The 19,813-nt window shown below is 61.7% G+C and carries 26 protein-coding genes and 2 pseudogenes; 3 read left to right on the top strand and 25 right to left on the bottom strand.

Annotated elements, in window-relative coordinates; all coding sequences use genetic code 11:
- Window positions 1-35: 35 nt before the first annotated feature.
- A pseudogene (locus ACQKQA_RS21430) lies at window positions 36-218 on the bottom strand (ferredoxin--NADP reductase); the annotation flags it as partial.
- Between the two features lie 135 nt (window positions 219-353).
- On the opposite strand from ACQKQA_RS21430, the gene ACQKQA_RS21425 reads away from it, so the two are divergent.
- Window positions 354-1,280: a LysR family transcriptional regulator gene (locus tag ACQKQA_RS21425; protein WP_427562050.1), complete on the top strand. Its 927-nt coding sequence runs from the start codon at window positions 354-356 to the stop codon at window positions 1,278-1,280.
- Here ACQKQA_RS21425 and ACQKQA_RS21420 read toward each other — a convergent pair.
- The 3 genes from ACQKQA_RS21420 to ACQKQA_RS21410 all read right to left on the bottom strand — a co-directional run bounded on the left by ACQKQA_RS21420 (window position 1,277) and on the right by ACQKQA_RS21410 (window position 3,424).
- The gene (locus ACQKQA_RS21420; protein WP_427562047.1) at window positions 1,277-1,639 is read right to left on the bottom strand and encodes a diacylglycerol kinase; all 363 of its coding nucleotides are present in this window, start codon (window positions 1,637-1,639) and stop codon (window positions 1,277-1,279) included. The genes ACQKQA_RS21425 and ACQKQA_RS21420 overlap by 4 nt on opposite strands.
- Window positions 1,640-1,715: 76 nt before the next feature.
- Window positions 1,716-2,366 carry a response regulator transcription factor ErdR gene (erdR, locus tag ACQKQA_RS21415; RefSeq protein WP_427562044.1) on the bottom strand — a complete coding sequence of 217 codons (651 nt, stop codon included), beginning with the start codon at window positions 2,364-2,366 and terminating at the stop codon, window positions 1,716-1,718.
- A 347-nt stretch (window positions 2,367-2,713) separates the two neighbouring features.
- Entirely contained in the window at window positions 2,714-3,424 is a 711-nt protein-coding gene (locus ACQKQA_RS21410; RefSeq protein ID WP_427562041.1) for a tRNA-uridine aminocarboxypropyltransferase, read from the bottom strand.
- Window positions 3,425-3,613: 189 nt separating this feature from the next.
- Here ACQKQA_RS21410 and ACQKQA_RS21405 point away from each other — a divergent pair, with 189 nt between their 5' ends.
- Window positions 3,614-4,036 carry a PA3611 family quorum-sensing-regulated virulence factor gene (locus ACQKQA_RS21405; RefSeq protein WP_427562038.1) on the top strand — a complete coding sequence of 141 codons (423 nt, stop codon included), beginning with the start codon at window positions 3,614-3,616 and terminating at the stop codon, window positions 4,034-4,036.
- Window position 4,037: 1 nt separating this feature from the next.
- On the opposite strand, the gene ACQKQA_RS21400 is transcribed toward ACQKQA_RS21405, so the two are convergent.
- Window positions 4,038-4,232 carry a hypothetical protein gene (locus ACQKQA_RS21400; RefSeq protein WP_427562035.1) on the bottom strand — a complete coding sequence of 65 codons (195 nt, stop codon included), beginning with the start codon at window positions 4,230-4,232 and terminating at the stop codon, window positions 4,038-4,040.
- A 482-nt stretch (window positions 4,233-4,714) separates the two neighbouring features.
- Between ACQKQA_RS21400 and ACQKQA_RS21395 the strand changes: the two genes are divergently transcribed.
- Window positions 4,715-5,830: a TIGR00730 family Rossman fold protein gene (locus tag ACQKQA_RS21395; protein WP_427562032.1), complete on the top strand. Its 1,116-nt coding sequence runs from the start codon at window positions 4,715-4,717 to the stop codon at window positions 5,828-5,830.
- Window positions 5,831-5,875: 45 nt separating this feature from the next.
- Here the strand turns inward: ACQKQA_RS21395 and recX are convergent, their stop codons facing one another.
- The 20 genes and pseudogenes from recX to ACQKQA_RS21295 all read right to left on the bottom strand — a co-directional run bounded on the left by recX (window position 5,876) and on the right by ACQKQA_RS21295 (window position 19,698).
- Window positions 5,876-6,343 (bottom strand): recombination regulator RecX, encoded by a 468-nt coding sequence (recX, locus tag ACQKQA_RS21390; RefSeq protein WP_427562029.1) that lies wholly within the window; start codon window positions 6,341-6,343, stop codon window positions 5,876-5,878.
- An 8-nt stretch (window positions 6,344-6,351) separates the two neighbouring features.
- Window positions 6,352-7,404 (bottom strand): recombinase RecA, encoded by a 1,053-nt coding sequence (gene recA / locus ACQKQA_RS21385; RefSeq protein WP_427562026.1) that lies wholly within the window; start codon window positions 7,402-7,404, stop codon window positions 6,352-6,354.
- An 83-nt stretch (window positions 7,405-7,487) separates the two neighbouring features.
- A complete protein-coding gene (locus ACQKQA_RS21380) occupies window positions 7,488-7,988 on the bottom strand; it encodes a CinA family protein (protein ID WP_427562023.1) in 501 nt (166 codons plus the stop codon).
- 82 nt (window positions 7,989-8,070) lie between these two features.
- Window positions 8,071-8,607 (bottom strand): lysis protein, encoded by a 537-nt coding sequence (locus ACQKQA_RS21375; RefSeq protein WP_427562020.1) that lies wholly within the window; start codon window positions 8,605-8,607, stop codon window positions 8,071-8,073.
- On the bottom strand, window positions 8,589-9,152 hold the full coding sequence (locus ACQKQA_RS21370; RefSeq protein WP_427562017.1) for a glycoside hydrolase family 19 protein: 564 nt from the start codon (window positions 9,150-9,152) through the stop codon (window positions 8,589-8,591). The genes ACQKQA_RS21375 and ACQKQA_RS21370 overlap by 19 nt, the downstream gene beginning before the upstream one ends.
- Before the next feature lie 45 nt (window positions 9,153-9,197).
- Entirely contained in the window at window positions 9,198-9,488 is a 291-nt protein-coding gene (locus tag ACQKQA_RS21365; protein WP_427562052.1) for a phage tail assembly chaperone, read from the bottom strand.
- 18 nt (window positions 9,489-9,506) lie between these two features.
- Window positions 9,507-9,689, bottom strand: a pseudogene (locus tag ACQKQA_RS21360) (phage tail assembly chaperone); the annotation flags it as partial.
- A gap of 175 nt (window positions 9,690-9,864) precedes the next feature.
- Entirely contained in the window at window positions 9,865-11,076 is a 1,212-nt protein-coding gene (locus ACQKQA_RS21355) for a carbohydrate-binding protein CenC (RefSeq protein ID WP_427562014.1), read from the bottom strand.
- A gap of 66 nt (window positions 11,077-11,142) precedes the next feature.
- Complete coding sequence (locus tag ACQKQA_RS21350; protein WP_427562012.1) at window positions 11,143-11,628, bottom strand: phage tail assembly chaperone; 486 nt, start codon at window positions 11,626-11,628, stop codon at window positions 11,143-11,145.
- Between the two features lie 2 nt (window positions 11,629-11,630).
- The gene (locus ACQKQA_RS21345) at window positions 11,631-12,551 is read right to left on the bottom strand and encodes a gp53-like domain-containing protein (RefSeq protein WP_427562009.1); all 921 of its coding nucleotides are present in this window, start codon (window positions 12,549-12,551) and stop codon (window positions 11,631-11,633) included.
- A gap of 150 nt (window positions 12,552-12,701) precedes the next feature.
- The gene (locus ACQKQA_RS21340) at window positions 12,702-13,190 is read right to left on the bottom strand and encodes a phage tail assembly chaperone (RefSeq protein ID WP_427562008.1); all 489 of its coding nucleotides are present in this window, start codon (window positions 13,188-13,190) and stop codon (window positions 12,702-12,704) included.
- On the bottom strand, window positions 13,190-14,110 hold the full coding sequence (locus tag ACQKQA_RS21335) for a hypothetical protein (protein WP_427562005.1): 921 nt from the start codon (window positions 14,108-14,110) through the stop codon (window positions 13,190-13,192). The genes ACQKQA_RS21340 and ACQKQA_RS21335 overlap by 1 nt, the downstream gene beginning before the upstream one ends.
- Before the next feature lie 100 nt (window positions 14,111-14,210).
- Window positions 14,211-14,717, bottom strand: a complete 507-nt coding sequence (locus tag ACQKQA_RS21330) for a phage tail protein (protein ID WP_427562002.1) — start codon at window positions 14,715-14,717, stop codon at window positions 14,211-14,213.
- Window positions 14,714-15,874: a phage tail protein gene (locus tag ACQKQA_RS21325; protein WP_427561999.1), complete on the bottom strand. Its 1,161-nt coding sequence runs from the start codon at window positions 15,872-15,874 to the stop codon at window positions 14,714-14,716. Before ACQKQA_RS21325 ends, ACQKQA_RS21330 begins: the two co-directional genes overlap by 4 nt.
- A 117-nt stretch (window positions 15,875-15,991) precedes the next feature.
- Window positions 15,992-16,303 carry a hypothetical protein gene (locus ACQKQA_RS21320; RefSeq protein WP_427561997.1) on the bottom strand — a complete coding sequence of 104 codons (312 nt, stop codon included), beginning with the start codon at window positions 16,301-16,303 and terminating at the stop codon, window positions 15,992-15,994.
- Window positions 16,304-16,307: 4 nt separating this feature from the next.
- Window positions 16,308-17,162: a hypothetical protein gene (locus ACQKQA_RS21315; RefSeq protein WP_427561994.1), complete on the bottom strand. Its 855-nt coding sequence runs from the start codon at window positions 17,160-17,162 to the stop codon at window positions 16,308-16,310.
- 11 nt (window positions 17,163-17,173) lie between these two features.
- Window positions 17,174-17,773 carry a YmfQ family protein gene (locus tag ACQKQA_RS21310; RefSeq protein ID WP_427561992.1) on the bottom strand — a complete coding sequence of 200 codons (600 nt, stop codon included), beginning with the start codon at window positions 17,771-17,773 and terminating at the stop codon, window positions 17,174-17,176.
- The gene (locus ACQKQA_RS21305; RefSeq protein ID WP_427561990.1) at window positions 17,761-18,801 is read right to left on the bottom strand and encodes a baseplate J/gp47 family protein; all 1,041 of its coding nucleotides are present in this window, start codon (window positions 18,799-18,801) and stop codon (window positions 17,761-17,763) included. Before ACQKQA_RS21305 ends, ACQKQA_RS21310 begins: the two co-directional genes overlap by 13 nt.
- Entirely contained in the window at window positions 18,791-19,189 is a 399-nt protein-coding gene (locus tag ACQKQA_RS21300; protein WP_427561987.1) for a phage GP46 family protein, read from the bottom strand. The genes ACQKQA_RS21305 and ACQKQA_RS21300 overlap by 11 nt, the downstream gene beginning before the upstream one ends.
- Complete coding sequence (locus ACQKQA_RS21295) at window positions 19,189-19,698, bottom strand: phage baseplate assembly protein V (protein ID WP_427561985.1); 510 nt, start codon at window positions 19,696-19,698, stop codon at window positions 19,189-19,191. The genes ACQKQA_RS21300 and ACQKQA_RS21295 overlap by 1 nt, the downstream gene beginning before the upstream one ends.
- Window positions 19,699-19,813 lie beyond the last annotated feature (115 nt).

Genomic DNA, 19,813 nt, shown 5'->3' with positions numbered 1-19,813 from the left:
GTTCATTGCTTTCTGGCTCGCGCGGATCTTCACCGCCAGCGGCTTTCAGCGATCGAGTAAGCGCGCATAAGCGGGCGGCCGTTGGGTTGCTGCAGGCCGATCATCACGAACTGACCGTTCTCGAAGCGCAGGCCCGGATCGCGGGTGCACTTGAAGCTGAACAGGGTGTCGTTCCAGTGGTGAACACTGAGGACGCGCTCGTGGTTCATGTTGCTCATGTACGGGGGACTCCTGGGAAGTTGTCTGCGCGTGTTCGGTGATAAATGAATGGCGCACAATTGCACAGCATTCTAATGGCGGCGACAATATCTGTTAACTGGATTATTAAGATAAGGGTTATCGGTTATATCGATATGCGATTCACTCTCCGTCAACTGCAAGTCTTCGTCGCCGTCGCCCAGCAAGAGAGCGTTTCTCGGGCTGCCGGGCTGCTGGCCCTTTCCCAGTCCGCGGCGAGCACCTCGATCACCGAGCTCGAACGGCAGTCCAGTTGCCAGTTGTTCGATCGCGCCGGCAAACGCCTGAGCCTCAACGCCCTGGGCAAACAACTGCTGCCCCAGGCGGTGGCTCTGCTGGACCAGGCCAAGGAAATCGAAGACCTGCTCAACGGCAAATCCGGCTTCGGCTCCTTGTCGGTGGGGGCGACCCTGACCATCGGCAACTACCTGGCGACCCTGTTGATCGGCAGCTTCATGCAGGTCCACCCGGAGAGCCAGGTCAAACTCCATGTGCAGAACACTGCGCATATCGTGCAACAGGTTGCCCATTACGAAATTGACCTGGGTCTAATCGAAGGCGACTGCAGCCACCCGGACATCGAGGTGCAAACCTGGGTCGAGGACGAACTGGTGGTGTTCTGCGCCCCACAGCATCCGCTGGCCAAACGCGGCCATGCGACCATGGATGAACTGACCCACGAAGCCTGGATCCTCCGCGAACAGGGCTCGGGCACGCGCCTGACCTTCGACCAGGCCATGCGTCATCACCGCAGTGCGCTGAATATCCGGCTCGAACTGGAACACACCGAAGCGATCAAGCGCGCGGTGGAGTCGGGATTGGGGATCGGTTGCATTTCCAGGCTGGCATTGCGCGACGCCTTCCGGCGCGGCAGCCTGGTCCCGGTGGAGACGCCGGACCTGGACCTGGCCCGGCAGTTCTACTTCATCTGGCACAAACAGAAGTACCAGACCTCGGCGATGCGCGAATTCCTCGAACTCTGCCGCGCCTTTACCGCCGGGGTGCAGCGCAGCGACGAGATCGTGCTGCCGAGCATCCCTTAAATCAGGATTACCGCCCAGACCACGGTAATCATGCTCAGGGCCACCAGTTGCGCGGCGCTGCCCATGTCCTTGGCATTTTTCGACAGCGGATGGCGATCCAGGGAGATGCGGTCGATCGCCGCCTCGACCGCCGAATTGAGCAGCTCGACGATCAGCGCCAGCAGGCAGACCGCGATCAGCAACGCCCGCTCCACCCGGCTGACATTCAGCAGGAAGGCCACAGGGATCAGAATGACGTTGAGCAGCACCAACTGACGAAACGCTGCTTCACCAGTGAAAGCCGCACGCAGACCGTCGAGGGAATAGCCCCCGGCATTGAGGATGCGTTTAAGACCGGTTTGACCTTTGAAAGGCGACATAAAGTAGGCAACTAGAACAATAAGGAATGGGAAAGCTAGTTCAACCAAAGTCAAAAAAGCGTGAAGAAATAACCAGTTACTGGCTGGAAATTGACTCAAGTTGTTGCAGGAGCAGCGCCGCCTGAGTGCGGGTACGCACCCCCAGCTTGCGGAAGATCGCCGTCACATGGGCCTTGATGGTGGCTTCCGAAACGTTCAGTTCATAAGCGATCTGCTTGTTCAGCAAGCCTTCGCAGACCATGGTCAGCACGCGGAACTGTTGCGGCGTCAGGCTGGCCAGGCCTTCGCTGGCGGCCTTGGCTTCGGCGGAGACATCCACCTGTTCGAAGGCCTGGGGCGGCCACCAGACGTCGCCGTCGAGCACGCTGCGCACGGCCTGTTGAATGACTTCGAGGGAACTGGACTTGGGAATGAAACCGCTGGCGCCAAATTCACGTGAACGCACCATCACTGATGCTTCTTCCTGTGCCGACACCATCACCACCGGAATCTGCGGGTACTGACCGCGCAACAGCACCAGGCCGGAAAAGCCATAGGCGCCTGGCATGTTCAGGTCCAGCAATACCAGGTCCCAATCGGCCTTTTCGGTCAGGCGCGCTTCCAGTTCGGCAATGCTCGCCACTTCCACCAGACGGACATCCGGGCCGAGGCCCAGGGTCACCGCCTGATGCAGCGCGCTACGAAAGAGGGGGTGGTCATCGGCAATCAGGATTTCGTATGTGGCCATTTTCAAATGATCCTGTTTTTTATGGCAGGACCGATGCATTCGGTCCCCGCCAAGGCAACACAGGTGTCAGCCAGAATGCTGCACCCAAAGAGCACGATCAACGCCAAAAGCCCGGAAATACGGCGTTTCTAGATCGGTCGCGCCCTAATCGGCGCCCAGCATGCCCAGCGAAGCCGGGGTGGTCAAGCTTCGGGCCGCGGGACATCTTAGCTGGCTAACTAATAAGAGTGCCATCACGCAAAGCCAAGCGTTGCGCGCCGATATCCCGGCTCGGCTGCGTCCTGATGTCGAGCAGCATGCCGCTCGCATAATTCTGGCCGAAAAACCGCAGCCAGGTGCATCAGGCCTTACAGGAAAGCCTTGAGACGGGTGTGTGTCTCGTCATCGGGGTCGATATCGCGCTGGAACTTGGCCGACAGATAATGGGTGCTGAACACATCCAGATAAGCATCCAGCCCTTCGCTGGCCTGCTGGTCGGCAGCCAGCTCCAGGCACAGCGCCGCCACCTCCGCAGTGCAGAAATGATCATCCCGCTTGGAGCGTCGCAGCTTGTAGCGCGACAACTGCTCGGGCTCCAGGCTCAGAACCGGCAGGTGCTCAAGGTAAGGGCTTTTGCGGAACATCTTGCGCGCTTCGCTCCAGGTCGCATCCAGCAGGATGAACAGCGGGCGCTTGCCCTCCTCCAGACGGACTTCGCTCACCACCCGTTGCGGCGCGACGAACTCCCCGGGGAACACCACATAAGGCTGCCACTGGGGATCGGCCAGCAAGGCCAGCAGTTGTGGGTCGACTTCTGTCCGCGACCAGGGGAACGCCGTGGTGTCTTCGATGACATCGGCGATCAGCCAGCCGGTATTGCTCGGTTTCATCGGTTCGACGTCATGCATGATCAGGCACATCGCCGAACGTGCCGCAACCCGGGGCCGCCAGGCGCACATGCAATGGCTGGGAATCACCCGGCAGTCCGGACAGCGCTCCGCCCGGGAACCCCGCGCGGTAAAAGGCCTGACCGCACGAGCCAGACGCTGGGCCCGCAGGCGGGAAACGGCGTGACTCATTAAAGGCCGTCCTGGCAAGAAGAAGGAATCGACACGAAAGGAACTCGGGAAGCTGAAAAGTCGCACAAGTTTATCAGAGCTATCCGCCCAAGCCTGTACCGCCTACCCCTGCTCCCCTATAATTCGCCGCCACTGAACGCACAGTCGCGTGACGGGTCGAAGCACCAGTCACTGAACCAGGAGAGTTTCATGTTGCGCTTTATCGTTCCCACCGCTGCCCTTCTGCTGGCCTTGCCGTTCAGTGCTCAGGCTGCATCGCTGCAAGACTACGAACTGAACAAGACCCTGCAGAAAACCGCCGAGGAAAGTAACGTCGGCACGCCTCGGGAGATTAACGAGAACATCCTCGACCAGGGTTATACCGTCGAAGGCAAAGAACTGATCAACCACCTCAGCGTGCAGGCCGAACACGCCGAAAAAATGCGTGCCAACCCCAAGGCGGTCTACCTGCAACTGGGTGCCAGCGTATGCCGCGATCCGAACTACCGCAAGCTGATGGCCAAAGGCGCGGTCATGCGCTACGAATTCACCGAAAACCGGACCAACCGCCCGGTCGCCTCGGCCCGCTTCCAGGAGTCGGACTGCCCGGCCCCGGCGAAGAAGAAAAAGTAATTCAGTGCCCTGCTGCGCGCCGTTGTTGATCATCGGCCCGCAGCTCCGCCAACAGCGCCTGCAAATAGCTCGAACGACGCTCCCCTCCTTCCAGCCGGCGCCGACACTCTTCTTCAAGCGACAGATGATTGGCCTCTGCCGCCGCCTGCAGCAGTCGATACAGCTGCACATCTATTTCCAGCACTACTTTTTTCATCACCAGCCTCCGTGCCCCCAACTCGCCATTACCTGCGCGACACACCTGATTTCGGCATCCAGCCCTTGACGCCAAGCTGTCTTGTTGGCGCTGTACCTTAGTAAATCAGAGCCTGGGCCAGGCGGCACGTGTCCAGACAGGTGGTGAGAGCCGTGCTCGCCAGCCGTAATAAGTGATTGCCAGTCCCGACTTCAGAGGCCCATGATCAACTCAGCGCGAACCGGCATGAAGGTCTAGATTTCAAGGTGTTCATGCTGAATTATCCTGGGTGGATCCGGAGGCCGCCCAAGCGCGTCTTGCTGTGCAGTGCTTTATAAATCAAGGAAAAGCAGAACCGGTATGGATGGCCCGCAGGCCACAACAGGGTTTTTCCGCCCTGGCGAACCGGCCGCTGGAGCCGGGCTGACAGCGACACAAGCGGTGTCGTGACGCCAACGAATGCTTCGTTCGCGTCAAAGGTTCTGTGCAGAAGGAGAAGTTGAATGCCTTACGAACCGAATGACCTCCTCAGTCGTCATTTTCAGAGCAACGGTATCGACCTCAGCAAGGTCGAAGAACAACTCAACCTGATCGCCCCCAACAGCCCTAACATTCCCCTGTATCGCGACATGATCCTCACTGTCCTGCGCATGGCTCAGGACGACCTCAACCGCTGGAATGCCAAAATCACCTTGCAGGCCCTGCGCGAACTGGAACACGCCTTTCGCGTATTGGAGCAGTTCAAGGGGCGACGCAAGGTGACGGTGTTCGGCTCAGCGCGCACGCCGATCGAACATCCGCTGTACGGCCTGGCGCGAGAACTCGGCGCGGCCCTGGCCCGCTCCGACCTGATGGTCATCACCGGGGCCGGTGGCGGCATCATGGCGGCAGCCCACGAAGGGGCCGGTCGCGATCACAGCCTGGGGTTCAATATCACCCTGCCCTTCGAGCAGCATGCGAACCCGACGGTGGACGGCACAGGCAACCTGCTGTCCTTCCACTTCTTCTTTACCCGCAAGCTGTTCTTCGTCAAGGAAGCCGACGCCCTGGTGTTATGCCCGGGTGGGTTTGGCACCCTCGACGAAGCACTGGAAGTACTGACCCTGATCCAGACTGGCAAGAGCCCGGTGGTGCCAGTGGTGCTGCTGGATGTCCCGGGAGGGACCTTCTGGCAAGGAGCGCTGGACTTCATCCACAACCAGCTCGAAAACAACCGCTACATCCTGCCAACCGACATGAAGCTGATGCGCCTGGTCCACAACACCGAGGAGGCGGTCGCGGAAATCAACCAGTTCTACAGCAACTTCCACTCCAGTCGCTGGCTGAAACACCAGTTTGTCATTCGCATGAATCACAAACTCAGCGAACCGGCGCTCGCGCAGATGCAGACGACTTTCGCCGACCTGTGCCTGAGCGATCACTTCCATCAACATGCCTACAATGGCGAGGAGCACAACGAGCCGGAGTTCAGCCATCTGGCACGCCTGTCGTTCACCTTCAACGCCCGCGACAACGGTCGCCTGCGCGAACTGATCGACTTCATCAACCTGCCGGAAAACTGGGCCGTGAACCAGGCCAGGACGCCACAACGCAACAGAGAACCGCTCAAGGTCACTTGAGCACAAAAGCAGCGGCCCGCGCCTTCAGCTCGCGGGCCCCACAGGTCAATCGTCCATCCTTCGGCCGCTCAACAAGCGGCCGATCATGTCCATCGAATAGCCCCGATACCCCAGAAAGCGGCCTTGTTTGGCGCGCTCCTTGGCATCTATCGGGAAATGCCCGGCAAACTTGCGCCGCCAGACATCCTCCAGTTGCGCCTGCCAGTCGACACCGCTCTCACGCAGGGCGAGCTCGATGTCGGCACGCGGCAAACCGCGCTGGTTGAGTTCTTCGCGAATACGCAGGGGGCCATAGCCGGAACGGGCACGAGAGGAAACGAAGCTTTCGAGGTAGCGGGATTCGGATAACAGCCCTTCGTCCATTAGACGGTCAAGGGCCGTTTCGATCATCTCGGGAGGGGCGCCACGCTGACGCAGTTTACGCGTCAGCTCGACTCGACCGTGCTCGCGTCGCGCGAGCAGGTCCATGGCGACTCGCCGCACTGCGACGAGGGTATCGAGTACGGCGGTCATCGGATCGATCAGATATCCGCGTCGGCCATGTCATCGATGCTCTCGTTGACCGGCAGAGCCTTGGCGTCCGCATTCGGCGCCAGCAGCTTGTCGCGAATCTGCTTCTCGAGGGCGTTACCGATTTCCGGGTTGTCCTGCAGGAACTTGGCCGAGTTGGCCTTGCCCTGACCGATCTTGTTGCCCTGGTAGCTGTACCAGGCACCGGACTTCTCGAGGAAACCGTGCAGTACGCCCAGGTCGATGATCTCGCCGTTCAGGTAGATACCCTTGCCGTACAGGATCTGGAATTCAGCCTGACGGAACGGTGGGGCGACCTTGTTCTTGACGATCTTGACCCGGGTTTCGCTACCGACGACTTCGTCACCTTCCTTCACCGCGCCAGTACGACGGATATCCAGACGGACCGAAGCGTAGAACTTCAGGGCGTTACCACCGGTGGTGGTTTCCGGGCTGCCGAACATCACGCCGATCTTCATGCGGATCTGGTTGATGAAGATCACCAGGCAGTTGGCGTTCTTGATGTTACCGGTGATCTTGCGCAGCGCCTGGGACATCAGGCGGGCCTGCAGGCCCACGTGCATGTCGCCCATCTCGCCTTCGATCTCGGCCTTGGGCACCAGGGCCGCCACGGAGTCGACCACGATCACGTCGATGGCATTGGAACGCACCAGCATGTCGGTGATTTCCAGCGCCTGCTCGCCGGTGTCCGGCTGGGAAACCAACAGGTCGTCGACGTTGACCCCCAGCTTGCCGGCGTATTCAGGGTCCAGGGCGTGTTCGGCGTCGACGAAGGCGCAGGTGGCGCCATTCTTCTGGGCCTGGGCAATCACGGACAGGGTCAGGGTGGTTTTACCGGACGATTCCGGACCGTAGATTTCAACGATACGGCCTTTTGGCAGGCCGCCGATGCCGAGCGCGACGTCCAGACCCAGAGAGCCTGTGGAAATGGCCGGGATCGCCTGGCGGTCGTGATCGCCCATACGCATTACGGCACCTTTGCCGAATTGACGTTCGATCTGACCCAGGGCCGCAGCCAAGGCTTTCTTCTTGTTGTCGTCCATTAAAGTCCTCACGTAATCAATAAGGCCTGACGGCCAACACCTGTATAAGTAGCCAGTATTATTCCACAGCGTTCGTGGCTCGCCTACCCCTGTTTTGAGATTTCTGCCGCGGCATGTTGCAGCAAGCCCTCTAGCGCGGCCTTCACCGTTTGTCGGCGGACGTCGTCCCGGTTTCCGGCAAAGCGTCGGCACTCGCTCGTCAGGCTCTCGCCGACACCCCAGGCCAGCCACACGGTGCCCACCGGCTTCTGCGGCGAACCGCCGTCCGGGCCGGCCACCCCGCTGACCGCCACGGCGAAATGCGCCCGGCTTTTCCCCTGCGCCCCGCGCACCATCGCCTCGACCACCTCGCGACTGACCGCCCCGACGGAGGTGAAAAGCGCTTCCGGCACCCCCAGTTGCTGGGTCTTCTGGCGATTGGAATAAGTCACGTAGCCCGCCTCGAACCAGGCCGAGCTCCCCGGAATACGGGTGATGGCCTCGGCGATCCCGCCACCGGTGCAGGATTCGGCGGTGGTGACGTGGGCATTCAGAACCTGCAGGCGTCTGCCAAGTTCAGCGGCAAGCTGAGTGATTTCGTTCACAGTCTTCTCCTGATCGGGTGGGCGGAGGCTTTACCGTACACGAGCATCACGCGCTTGCAAGGCACACAACGGATCAAAATGTTTAGCGGCCCAGCGCTCTGATGTAGGCCTGACAGGCCCGCAGGGCGATCAGTCCCCGGTCGCCGGCATCGGTGATGCCGACAATTCGTTGAGCATGCGCCGGGTCAAGTCGGGCTCGCGGGGTTCCATGAACCAGGCCGCCGGTGGCGGCGGTGGCAGGCACTGCGCAGCCGGCAGCGCCGTCCTTGGCGTCGAGGAGGACTGACAGGCGCAGATCAGCAGTGGCAAGACGGTCGCGCAGGCGACCTTGATCACGTTGGGCATCGCTCAGGGCTCGGTAATGGGTCTGGTCGCTGGCCTGCAGCTGCTGCTCCAGGGCCAGGCGTTTGTCCTGCTCGGCCTGCTGCCGGGCAGCGGCCGCCTGGCTCATCCGACTCAGGGTTTCATCGTGTTGTCTGGCCTGCTCCGCCAGTTGCCGGCCAAACCGCCAGTCCTGGATCTGCCAGGCCAGCGCCCCCGCGACAGCAGCCACCACGGCCAGCAGCACGGCAACCGCCATTGTCCGGAAAGACAGCGGCATCAGGCCGAAGGCAGGCATAACACCTCCCGCGCCCGCGCCCAGAGTTGCAAGCGATCCTCCAGCCCGTTCAAGCCGCCGTTGATGCGCCGGGTGATGCTGTTGAACTGGTCGCGGTCGGCCAGCTCATTGAGGCCGTTCTGCTGCCAGAACCAGGCGGCCGACTCGGCGGCCCACTGCGGTTGCTCCAGCAGCTCGGGCAAGGCCAGCAAACGTTCGTCGCCGAACAGCCCAAGGCTGCACTGCTTATAGTTACTGCGGCCAGTGACCTGGATCAGACCACGGCCGCGATACTTCTGGCCGTCGCCGTCGGCCTCCGGCGTATTGCCCAGGCGGACGGCCAGCGCCCCCGTGTCGTACTTGCTCAGGTACTGGTCGTTGCCCAGTTCCCGCACATAACGCAGTTGCCCCGACTCATGGCCGACCTGCGCGAGGAACGCGGCCATGCGTTTGGTGGTGTCGATATGGCGGTGCGCCATGGCGCTGTTAAGCGCAGAAACAAAAACGCCCGCTTGGGAGCGGGCGTTGGGCATGATGCGTTGAATCATTTCAATAGTGACGGGCATTCCATTCCACCTCCTCTATAACGAGGACGTTCCTGACAAACAAAATCATTGATGTTCCTGGAGGACGCTTTCAAGCCAGCCAGGCTCGCTCGGCCGATATTCGGCATCTGGAAAAGCGGCGGCTGACGGCCAGTCCCGCAGCGCCTGCCGATAAGCCAGCAATTCCTTGAACTGCTCAACGTTCAGCGTTGTTCCATCGCCCATTTCCAGCTCTTCGTTATCCCGAACGACCAGCCACTGGGTCGACTCAAGAACCTTGTTGCGCCAAGCCCTCTCAATATCCCTGGCTGTCTGAGCAGGGGAAACCAGCTGCTGCGAAACGCCGACACTCTCCATCGAAGTAATATCGAGAACGGGCCTTGCGGCAATGGAAGGAAAGCTCGAGGACTCCGGCCAGCTACGCAAAGCCCGGCGATAGGCTTGTAAACGCTCATAGTCGGCCGCGGAGATCGTTGTCTTGGCCCCAGCCTCCAGTTCATCGCGATGCCTGGCAACGACACCATCGGTCTGTAGAAGCTGCAAATCACGCCAAACCCGCTCAGCCCCCTCCGTTTGAACATTGCTCGCGATCGGCTCCGGCTCTCCCCCATAGCTCAACCATTGCAAGTAGTCCGCCCAATCGCGGTTAGCCACGTCTTCTGGAATGAAAACCGAATCGGCAACTCGATAGACCCCATTGACAGTCAGTTGATAACTCATATCGCTTCCCCCCCTAGATTTCAGCATCGGCCGTTGCATGGATGTAATAAGTCTGAGGCGCTACCGCCACATCCGAGTTATCCACCGAGGTTCCTCGTGCGGAGACTGAATAGGGACGTGCATTAGCGGACGATATTGCGTCACTTCCGGAGCGCCACTGCCCCACTGTTCCTGTCTGCAAGACCCTGTACAGGGTAATGCTGGGGGTCGTTCTTTTTTCTACCTTGAAAGACCATTGAGCCAAAGGTTGAGAAGAAGAGCCTGACTGCCCTTGCTTGACTATCGATACAAGAGCCCCAGCAATAGAGCTTGATGTATCACCTGGCTGAATATCCTGGCCAAGTGTTTTTTCATAATAACGTTGACACAACATCAACTCTTCGGCGGGAGTTCTAAACTCGAAAGGCGTCGAAACTGCGCCTTCCTCAACCTGGATCTGCGCCAGGTCGATTGTCTGCAACACATTCAATGGCAGGTCAAAGGCCAATCTAAGGCAATCGTTCGCTGCTCCGCCCAGTGTTTTACCGGCAATCGACGGGATATTCAGAGTGGCGGTATAACGACTCCAGGCACTGGATAACTTGAATGCCCCCGCGCTCGTCACTACAGACTCAGAACCACCACCAAAAGACTGAGTCATTGTTACTGTCACAGTGCGCTCCGTATCAGCCTTCGCCCAGAACGTTACAGTCGCCAGTTTCCCGGCCAAGGTTCTGACGGACTCGATATTCTGTGAAATCCTGTGGGTATTTGCCCCGGCACCAGCCGAGACTTGCTGCCAACGGAGAAAAAAACGCGGCTCATTGGGAACAGCAGTTTGCCCCAAGGTAAAGTTCTGACGCGAAATATTCACGCCCGCGTTGCCATTCCAGTCGCAACGAAACCGATCCGCAACGTACCCGCCAATATTGGTCCCCTGGTTAACGGTCCCACGCTGCCAGATATCGAAGTTGCCATTGATGACATGGTTTTTCCGATAGACCTGAACCGGAAACGCTTGCAATGGATCAAGCTTGGCAAGCTCCTTAATCGCCAGGGTCAGTTGATTGTTCTGACCTTCCACCGGCGAAATCCCAGCAGCACCGATCGCGTTGGTAATTTCCTGGGTAACCGCATTCCCCCAACTGGCGGGAATCAAGGATCCCGGCGTTCCAGCTATGGGGTTTTCATCGACAAACTGTCCACTTACCAATCCGGCACTGGGAACACTCTTTGGATAGTCCACTGTCTAGACCTCATAAAAATTAAACATAAAGAACTTCAGCATTCGGCAAAGCCAGATACAAAAGACTCAAACTGACTCGGTCACTTGCACCGGTTTTCTGACCCGCTTCCTTTTCACCGCAGCCCCCGTAGCAGAGGAAGGCATTCGCAGCACAGGGCGGTCGGCGACAGTGGGAAACTTGCGGGATTTCGGCCAGTTGCGCAGATCGCAGCGGTAGGTTTGCAGAACGCTGTAGTCCGCGTCGGACAAGGTGGTGGCGGCCTGGGAGTCCAGTTCATCGCGGTGCCGGGCGACCAGCCCGTCGGTCTTGAGCAGTTCCGCGTCCCGCCAGTTACGCTCGATTGAAATCAGCAGCTCCGGCGAGGGGCCGGCGGCATCGACCAGAATGGGGGCGCCATTGTCATTGGCCGCAATCCGCTTACCCACCCCCTGCCCGGCAAAGAGTTCGGCGTATTCAGCCTGACTGATTTCAACCGCGCCTTCCGGCGGCGCGTCGTTCGCAGAGGCGACAACATCGAAACCAAGGGTTTTCGCAAAGAAATAAATCTTCATGACTATCGCCCCCAAACTACTATGCGCCCGGATATACCCGCAGCCGCTCTAATGGCTCCAACCTCGACCGATCTGACACGGGCAACAGCGGTTGAAGTGGTAGATAAACTTAAATCAAACGACCAAACCGTAACATTCGCCCCACCCCAACCTGTCGGGTACGCCTCATCAGCGATGCCTCCCAATATTGCATTGGGAAACTTTATAGGTAATGAAAGGGACATAACTCCATTGGCGTCAGAGCCACCTAATACCCATTGCTCAATAAAACCACTTGGGTACTTCTGATAACCCGCCGTCGACAACTGGGCTCCATATAACGCGGAGTACTTGAGGCTGGCCGTACCGTAAACGGTCCAGACACCCGACTCCCGGACCAAGTGCGCGTTTTCGCCACTCGTCATCACGATGGAGTCCAGAAAGGCCCCTTGCGGACTGATCTGCGCACCGTTCTTGCTGGCCACGGTCACCTGCGCACTATTGCGGCAATGCAAACTGATCGTCGCCCCGTTCGGAACGGTCGAAACATCCGGCAGGGTGACGGTATAAGCGCTAGTCCCACCAAGGCCGATCGAACAACCGATATCGGCCGAGGTCAGTTGTGTGCTTTCCGCTATTCCCCGGGCGCTGGAATAGTTACCCAGCGCGCGCTGTACAAACTCTGGAGTCGCGACCGAGCGACTCACATCGAAACGTGGCGGTGTGGAAAAGAGCGTTGGGCTGCGCAACGCGCTCAACAGTTGATTATTGGACGCTTCGTCCGGCGTCAGGCCCGCGGCCTGAACGACACCCAAAATCTCCTGGGTAACGCCATTCCCCCAACTGGCCGGAATAAGCGACCCTGGCGTACCCGCCAAGGGGTTTTCATCGACAAACCTTCCGTTCACCAGCCCTACGCTGGGAACACCTTTTGGATAATCCAATCCCTTGCTCCTGATAATAAATTCCGTTGCCCCCCCGCGGACCGGTGCCGCGCAACAAGCGACGACAAACGCGCAAATAAAAACGTCCGCTCGCAGCGGACGTTTTTTATCGATAGGCGTTGCCGGTAAATACGCAGCGGATGCAAACCCTCAGTCGTTTGCAAAAAAACTCATTGACCACACTGGAGCCGGCGGTCGCCCAGTCACATCGGGAAAGCCAGCGGATGCCGGCCAGTCCCGCAGGGCCTGGCGATACTCGAGCAGCTCCAGGTACTGTTGCGCCGTCAGTGTCGTACCGCGTCCCAGCTCCTGTTCATCGCGATGGCGGGTCACCAGCCATTGGCTCGTCGATAACATTGTTTGACGCCAGCCGCGCGCCTGATCGGCCGCGTCCTCATCAACCGTCTTGCCACCTGTTTCGGGAGCCCGCGCCACTGCTGTCGCTGTGTCCGCGACCGGGGAAAGCACCGCGGGTCGTTCGCCAAAGTAAATTGGCTTGCCCAGTTCAACCCCGACACCCTCGGGTACCGCCACCATCGAACTGAGGAAATCGGCGGCAAACAACTGGGAAATCATGAAGTCGCCCGTATCGATCAACTCAACGACCACGTCGTCTTCCACCCGTGCATAGAGGGCCATTACGCGTACTCCCATATTTCGCAAAAGGCATTGCCGCCCGCACCGCTCAGGCAAGAAGCAGAAGCGTTGTTCGAACAGCTGCCACCCCCGCCCGAGCCGCGATACCCGGCATTGCCGATGGTGTTCACCCCTGTGTGGGCAGGTCCGCCGTCAAACGGACTGGCGGCGCCGCCACCGGCAATCAATCCCCAGTTGGGGTTGCTCATGGCGTAGCCTCCTGTCACACCGCGGGCATTGAGGAGATTCCCGCCACTGACCGTCTGCCCGCCGACACCGCCCTGCACGAACCCGGGAACGTTCGGTACAAACGTCAGGATCTGCCCTCCCGCGCCCCCGGAGGCACTCATATAGGAACCAAACGACGCCGCGCCTCCGGAAGCGCCCACTGTGGCGCGGGCAGCACCGCCTGCGCCCAGGGTAATAGGCACGCCAGCCATCATCTCGGCGTTCAGGTCGTACAGGCTCTCGGCATAGGCACCGGAGCCTCCGCCGCCGCCCAGGCTTTGATAAGTCGCGCTCACCGGCGGGCACCCCGCTCCGGAACCGCCGGCGCCCACCAGGCGCACCCGAATCCTTTTGGCCCGGGAATCCGGCCGATAGAGCGTCACACCGACATTCTCGAACTGCCTGACCGCCAACAAGCGCCCGCCGGCATCCGTGATGCCATAACCGCTCAAGGTGGTTGGGGTGTTTTTCAACTTGGTGAAGTCGACCAGTGCGGCAATCGCCAGCGCCAGTTGATCGTTCTTTGCCTCGTCCGGCGCCAGGCCGGCAGCCTTGATGACGTTGAGGATCTCTTGCGTCACTCCGTTGCCCCAGGCAGCGGGAATCAAGGAGCCTGGCGTGCCGAGAAGCGGGTTCTCGTCGACAAACCAGCCATTGACCAGACCCACGCTGGGAATACTTTTTGGATAGTCCATATCATTGCCCTACGATCCCGACTGCCGGGAAGCCTTGTACGTCAAAACACTCACTTCGCCGTAAGTGCGCTTGCATGTCCTGCCGCGGAGAAGGAGCGGCTCAGCCGCTGACTACCTTGCCAATCGCCTGGATCGCCGCCTCGCAAGTATCTTTTGCCGCGTCCTGCTTGCCCTTCCCGGCCTGGGCCCGGATACGCTCCTTGGCCTGCAGGCGCAGCGTGCGAATAGCCAGCAGTTGACTACCGGCCTCGGCTGCCTTGGCGAGAATTTCATCTGCCGCGACCTTGGCCGTGCGGCCCTTCACCACCCAGGCGCTGACGGCCAGAGGCACGGCTTTTTTCGGGTAGCCGGCGTCCTTGAAGGCCTGGGCCTCGCTAGCGGCCTGGGCGTACTCCGCAGCCTTGAGCGGATCGCCTGCCAAGACAGCGCGCGCGTTATCGGCGGCGGCATCGACCCTGGTACACAGGCGTTCGGTTTCCTGCTGCTCCAACAGGGCTGCTTTCGCGGCGTCCGGAACCCAGGTTTCCCCGTCCCAGTCATGGGCGACGGAGGGTTGTGCAGGACGCAGGCCGTCCTCGAACTGATGCATCTCTTGAATGACTCTCATCGGATCAGCTCCCAGGACAGGTGAACGTTGACGGCACTGGAAAAGTTGACGGCGATACCGGCGCTGTAATCGGTGATCGGATGGGTCTTGATGCCCATGCTCATCAACAACTCGTCGCTATCGGCGTTATTGGCGCCCAGCTGGTGTTCCGCCTGGTAAGCCTGCCAAAGGGACCGCAACTGGGTGTGATCGAAGCTGGCGGTCAATGAGGAAACCGTCACATCGCCCACCACGTTGTTGGTGAACAGCATGCAAGGTGTCGGGTTCGCAGGATCTGTCCAGCCGCTCGCATGGTTCGAGCTGATGGTGGAAACCGGTGACAAGAGGCAGTAGTTAGCGCCCAGCCAACCAGCCTGAGGGAACGACACCGAGGTAACGGCGTTGGCGGCTGGCGTCGGGTTGCCCGCGATCAGGCGCGCAGCACGGGCATGCGGGTCGAGGGGCAGGAAGATGGCGCCCGAACCATTCAAGGTCTGGCTCCAGCTCAGGCGTGCCCGGTTGTAGATCTGCCGCACCACGGGCACGGTGCCCGGAGTACCTGTGACCACCCAGGCCACGCACATGTCCAGCGGCGTCGACTGGAAGCCACCACCGGCGCTGCCATTGACCACGCCTTTAAGCGAATCGGGCGTTGCGTCATAGATCGCCCCGCGCTGCATATAGAACGTCAGCGCCCCGCCTATCACCTGGGCCCTGAGGAAATACCCCGAGCTGGGCAACAGGTCCGCGCTGCTCCAGGTGCTGGTCTGGAAGGTACGCGAACGGCCCAATTGCCCGGCCAGCACTTCCTGGCCGAGGCTGACGTACACACCTGCCGGAATCGACACTTTGCCGCCACTGGTCGAGACCGCGGTCGGCGTCACCGCCAGACGCGCGTCGGCGGTCGCCACTGTCGGCAATGCCAGGGCATTGAGCGGCAGTGCCAGGTCCTGATTCCAGCCCTTGGCGGCGACGGCCTGGATCGCCTGCAGCAGCTGGTCGTTCTTCACCTCGTCCGGCGTCAGTTCAGCCGCCTTGATGACGTTGAGAATTTCCTGGGTCACCCCATTGCCCCAGTCCGCCGGAATCAACGATCCCGGGGTACCGGTCAACGGGTTCTCATCGACAAACCGCCCGTTCACCAACCCGGCGCTGGGCACACTCTTCGGATAATCCATCCATCTATCTCCTAATCATGATTGATAGGCCCTCGCCGACACACCGGTGCGCTAGGCACTCCAGGGCCTCGCTGGCGGCCTGGGCGTACTCCGCGGTCTTGAGCGGATCGCCACCGATCATCTGCCGGGCCGCATCAGCCTCTGTATCCACTCGCCGACCCGGTTGCTCCTCTGCGGCTGCCGCGGCTTGCGGGAGTCCAGCGCCCACTGGCTGCCATCCCAGTGGTGAGCGGCGGAGGGTGGCGGGACATCGACCCGGGCCAGTTCGCCGTCCAGCACGTAGTGCAGAGCGTCTTTGTGCTTCCATTGCTCGGCGGTGACCGGCAGTACCTTCATGCCAGGAGCAGGCGCGGCATAGGCGAACTGATCGAGGTCCTGCCAATCGATGACCGTTCCCGATGTCCCGCAATAAAGAATCTGTTTGCTCATGTGTTCACCACTCGATCAGCACGAAGCCGGGCGTGCCGTTGCCACCTGGCTGGGCAAGTCCGGTACCCGCGATGTAATAGCCCCCGGCTCCGCTGCCCCCAGCGCCATAACCGTAGGCAGGCTTGCCCGCCAACCCGGAAGTTGTACCGGACCTGGCGATGCCCCCGCCCGCACCATAAGGACCACTGGCCCCAGGGCCACCGATACCGGCGACCGTGTTGGATGCCACATCTGTGGCATCGCCTCCCGCCGGGAACCCTGGTCCTCCCTGAGCCCCTGGAACAAAACCGGCCAGATTGACTCCGGAGCTCCCACCGCTGCCGCCCGATAGCGACAACAGGGAACCACCTGAACCGACCAGCGTGTTGCCGCCACCGGTGGCGAGAACCGCCCCACTGGCGCCCACACCGGCCGCCCCGATCACCACGGGAATGACCTGCCCCGGCGTCACAGTGACCGGAAAGCGGATGACCGGCTGCCCGGCACCACCGCCGCCACCACCGGAGGAGGTCCCGCTCGAGCCTCCCGGGCAGCCACCGCCACCGCCGCCACCGGCACAGCCGCTGAGCCAGATCCTGGTCACGCCCTCCGGCACGGTGAAGCTGCCATTGGCGGTAAAGCGCTGGATACCGAGCCCCGCCACCGAACGGCTGATGCTGCGAATCGCGCTGAGCAGCTGCGTCAGGTTCGCCTCGCTCGGGGTCAGGCCGGCCGCGCCGATCACCGCCAGCAGCTCCTGGGTCACACCATTGCCCCAGTCCGCGGGAATCAGCGATCCCGGCGTGCCGGTCAGCGGGTTCTCATCGACAAACCGCCCATTCACCAATCCGGCACTGGGCACACTCTTCGGATAATCCATCGGTCTATCCCCTAGTCGTAATTGATATGCACCCGCGTATGGGCCGGTGCGCTGCGGTGGATCTGGCACTCCAGGGCCGAGCCCGGGTTCATGCCGAAGCGCTCGCCCCAGTAGCTGGCGTTGAAACGCCGGCCCAGCAGCAGGCGGCCACCGGTGTTCAGGGTCCACATGAATTGCGCCTGCCAGGTGCCGAAATGCGCCTGGCCAAACCGTGCGCGGCCCATGCGCGGGGCTTCGTGTTCGGTGATGGTGGCGTTGGGGTAACCCTGGCTCCTGGCGATCTCGACGTAATAGCTGATGGCCTGGCTGCCGACGGCCAGCAGCCGCCGGCGCACGGCCAGGCGGCGGTCGTCGAACAGCGGGGTCGGGCCCAGGCAGGGGTCGGGCAGGTTCATCACCCGTTCCCAGTCCGGCACCAGTTCGCTGGCGCCCGCCGGGTCCATTTCGTTGAGCAGGTCGGCGGCACGGGCGTCGAGGCGCGCCAGTTCCTGGGAGATGCCGGCCAGCACTTCCTCGAGCTCCGGCACCCGCTCCGGGTCCCAGGCCGGGCCGCTGGGCAACAGGCTGCGCAACTGGCTCTGGTACTGGGCGGCGCTTCTTATTCCAGCCATACGCAGCCTCCGAACGTCAGCAACTGGTTACTGGCGGCGGGGACATCGGCGGCCGGCGCGCTGAGCTTGTGGTCGTTCTCGCCGGCGGCGCTGCTGATGGCCTCGCGGATATGGCTGATCAACAGGCTGTCGCCCAGGCCGGCCTCGCGGTTGTGCAGGTCGCGCAACTGGGCCTCGACCGCCGCGCGCACCGCGCTGGTGTCCGGGGACAGGCGCAGGTTGTAGGTCACGGGCAATTGCTGCGGCGCCAGCACGTGCAGCTCGGCGGTCACCGGTCGCAGCGGTTCGATATGGGCCCGGACCTGGGCCAGTTGCTCGGCATTGGGGATCGGTTGCGCATCGTCGTCGCGCATCACGAACAGCCCCACCGTGCCCGGTCCCAGATAGCTGCCGCGGCACCAGGCGCGGGTCACGCCCGGGCATTCCAGGGCCCAGGTTTCATAGTCCTGGGCCGAGCCGCCGTGGGGGATGATGCGGTAGGAGCGGATCACCCGCGCCCGCAGCGATTCCAGGCGTTCCTGGGCGACGCCGCCGCTCAGGCCGGGGGCCAGTACCTTGAAGCTGTTGCCGATGCCCTGGATCGGTTGCACCGGGATCAGCTCCAGGCCGGCCTCGGCGTTGCCCAGGGTGCCGGCGTCGAGGGCCTGGACCGTGGTGCTGTTGGTGCCGGCGCTGGTGGTGCGGGCGGCCGTGACTTTGTAGGTGCGCCCGTCGCTGGCCTGCAGCAGGGTGTCGACATCCAGCACGGCGCCCGCCGCGGCGCTGAAGCTCACCGAGCCGCTGGCGGTCTGGGCCGCCTTGCGCGGCTGGTTCAGGCGCAGCGCGGCGATGCGTTCCAGGGTCGACTCGTCGGCCTTGTCCGGCAGGATCTGATCGGCGATCCAGTCCAGGTAGCCGTAGAGGCCGTAGGCGGCGCCACCTAAGGTGCGGGCCAGCACTTGCGCATCGGACTGGCGCAGCGAATCGCTGGCCAGGTCGCTTTGGGTGCGCTTGATCAGCACCGGCAGCGAAGGGGTTTCAAAGGGCATAGGTCACCTGCCAACTGTTATCGGGGTTGATGTCCAGGCGCTCGCCGTTGGCCAGGACCAGGGTCGTGCGCAGGTTCAGGCGCTGGTCGTCGAGGCGCTCGCTGATGATCTCGATCGCGCTGCAATGGCCATCGTCGATCAGCCATTGCAGGGCCTCGCGGGCATAGAACTCGGCGTCGAGCTGGGTCTGGCGGGTGAGCTTGACCCGGCGCAGCAGCCACAGCCGCGAGCCGATGCGGTCGTCGGCCACCGTGGGGAAACTGTCGCCCCACCAGCCGAAACGCTCTTCGTCGTCGAGCCGGTCGTCGTCCGCCGCGCGGCGCCAGGTGAACAGGCTGATCAGCACGGCGCGGGTCAGGGCGCGGTGCAGGTCTTGGCTGACAAACATCATTGCCCTCCCGCCGGCGCGCCGGTCTGGCCGTTGCCTGGCTGCACGCCGGCATGCACGTGCTTGATCTGGCTGATACCGCCCGCGACCTGGTCGCCCTGGGAGACGATCTTGCCGGTCTGGGTCAGGGTCGGGGTGTCGATGTGCACCGCGCTGCTGGCGCGGATGTTGAGGGTGGCGGTCTCGATGTCGATGATCCGCCCACGCTTGAAATGAATCCGGTCGCCTTCGTCGGTGTAGATCGCCACTTCGCCGGGGGCCAGGGCCTTGAGGCGGAAGCGGCGGTCGGCGACCACCAGCACGACGGCATGGGAACGGTCGCCGCCGAGGAAGGTGGCGATGCCTTCGGCGCCGGCCAGCGGGTTGCTGGTGAAGCCGTAGGGTTCGAAGTGCTCCATGTCGTCGTTCACTTCGCCGGCGGTCAGGCGCATTTGCAGCGATTGCAGTTTGTTGGCCGAGTTGGCGAGCACGACGGTGCCGCGCGCCAACAGGCGTGTCAGTAGGCTCATGGTTTTTTCCTTGCCTCTGCAGGAGCGAGCCCGTTCGCAATGGAGGCGCGCGGCGTGTCAGGCGGGACGCTATTGCGAGCAGGCTCGCTCCTGCACATACATAAGGGGAACGCCG

This window comes from Pseudomonas sp. NPDC089530, assembly GCF_050280705.1.
GTDB lineage: Bacteria > Pseudomonadota > Gammaproteobacteria > Pseudomonadales > Pseudomonadaceae > Aquipseudomonas.
Note: the sequence above shows the minus strand (reverse complement) of the source record. Positions and strands in the feature narration are given on the sequence as shown.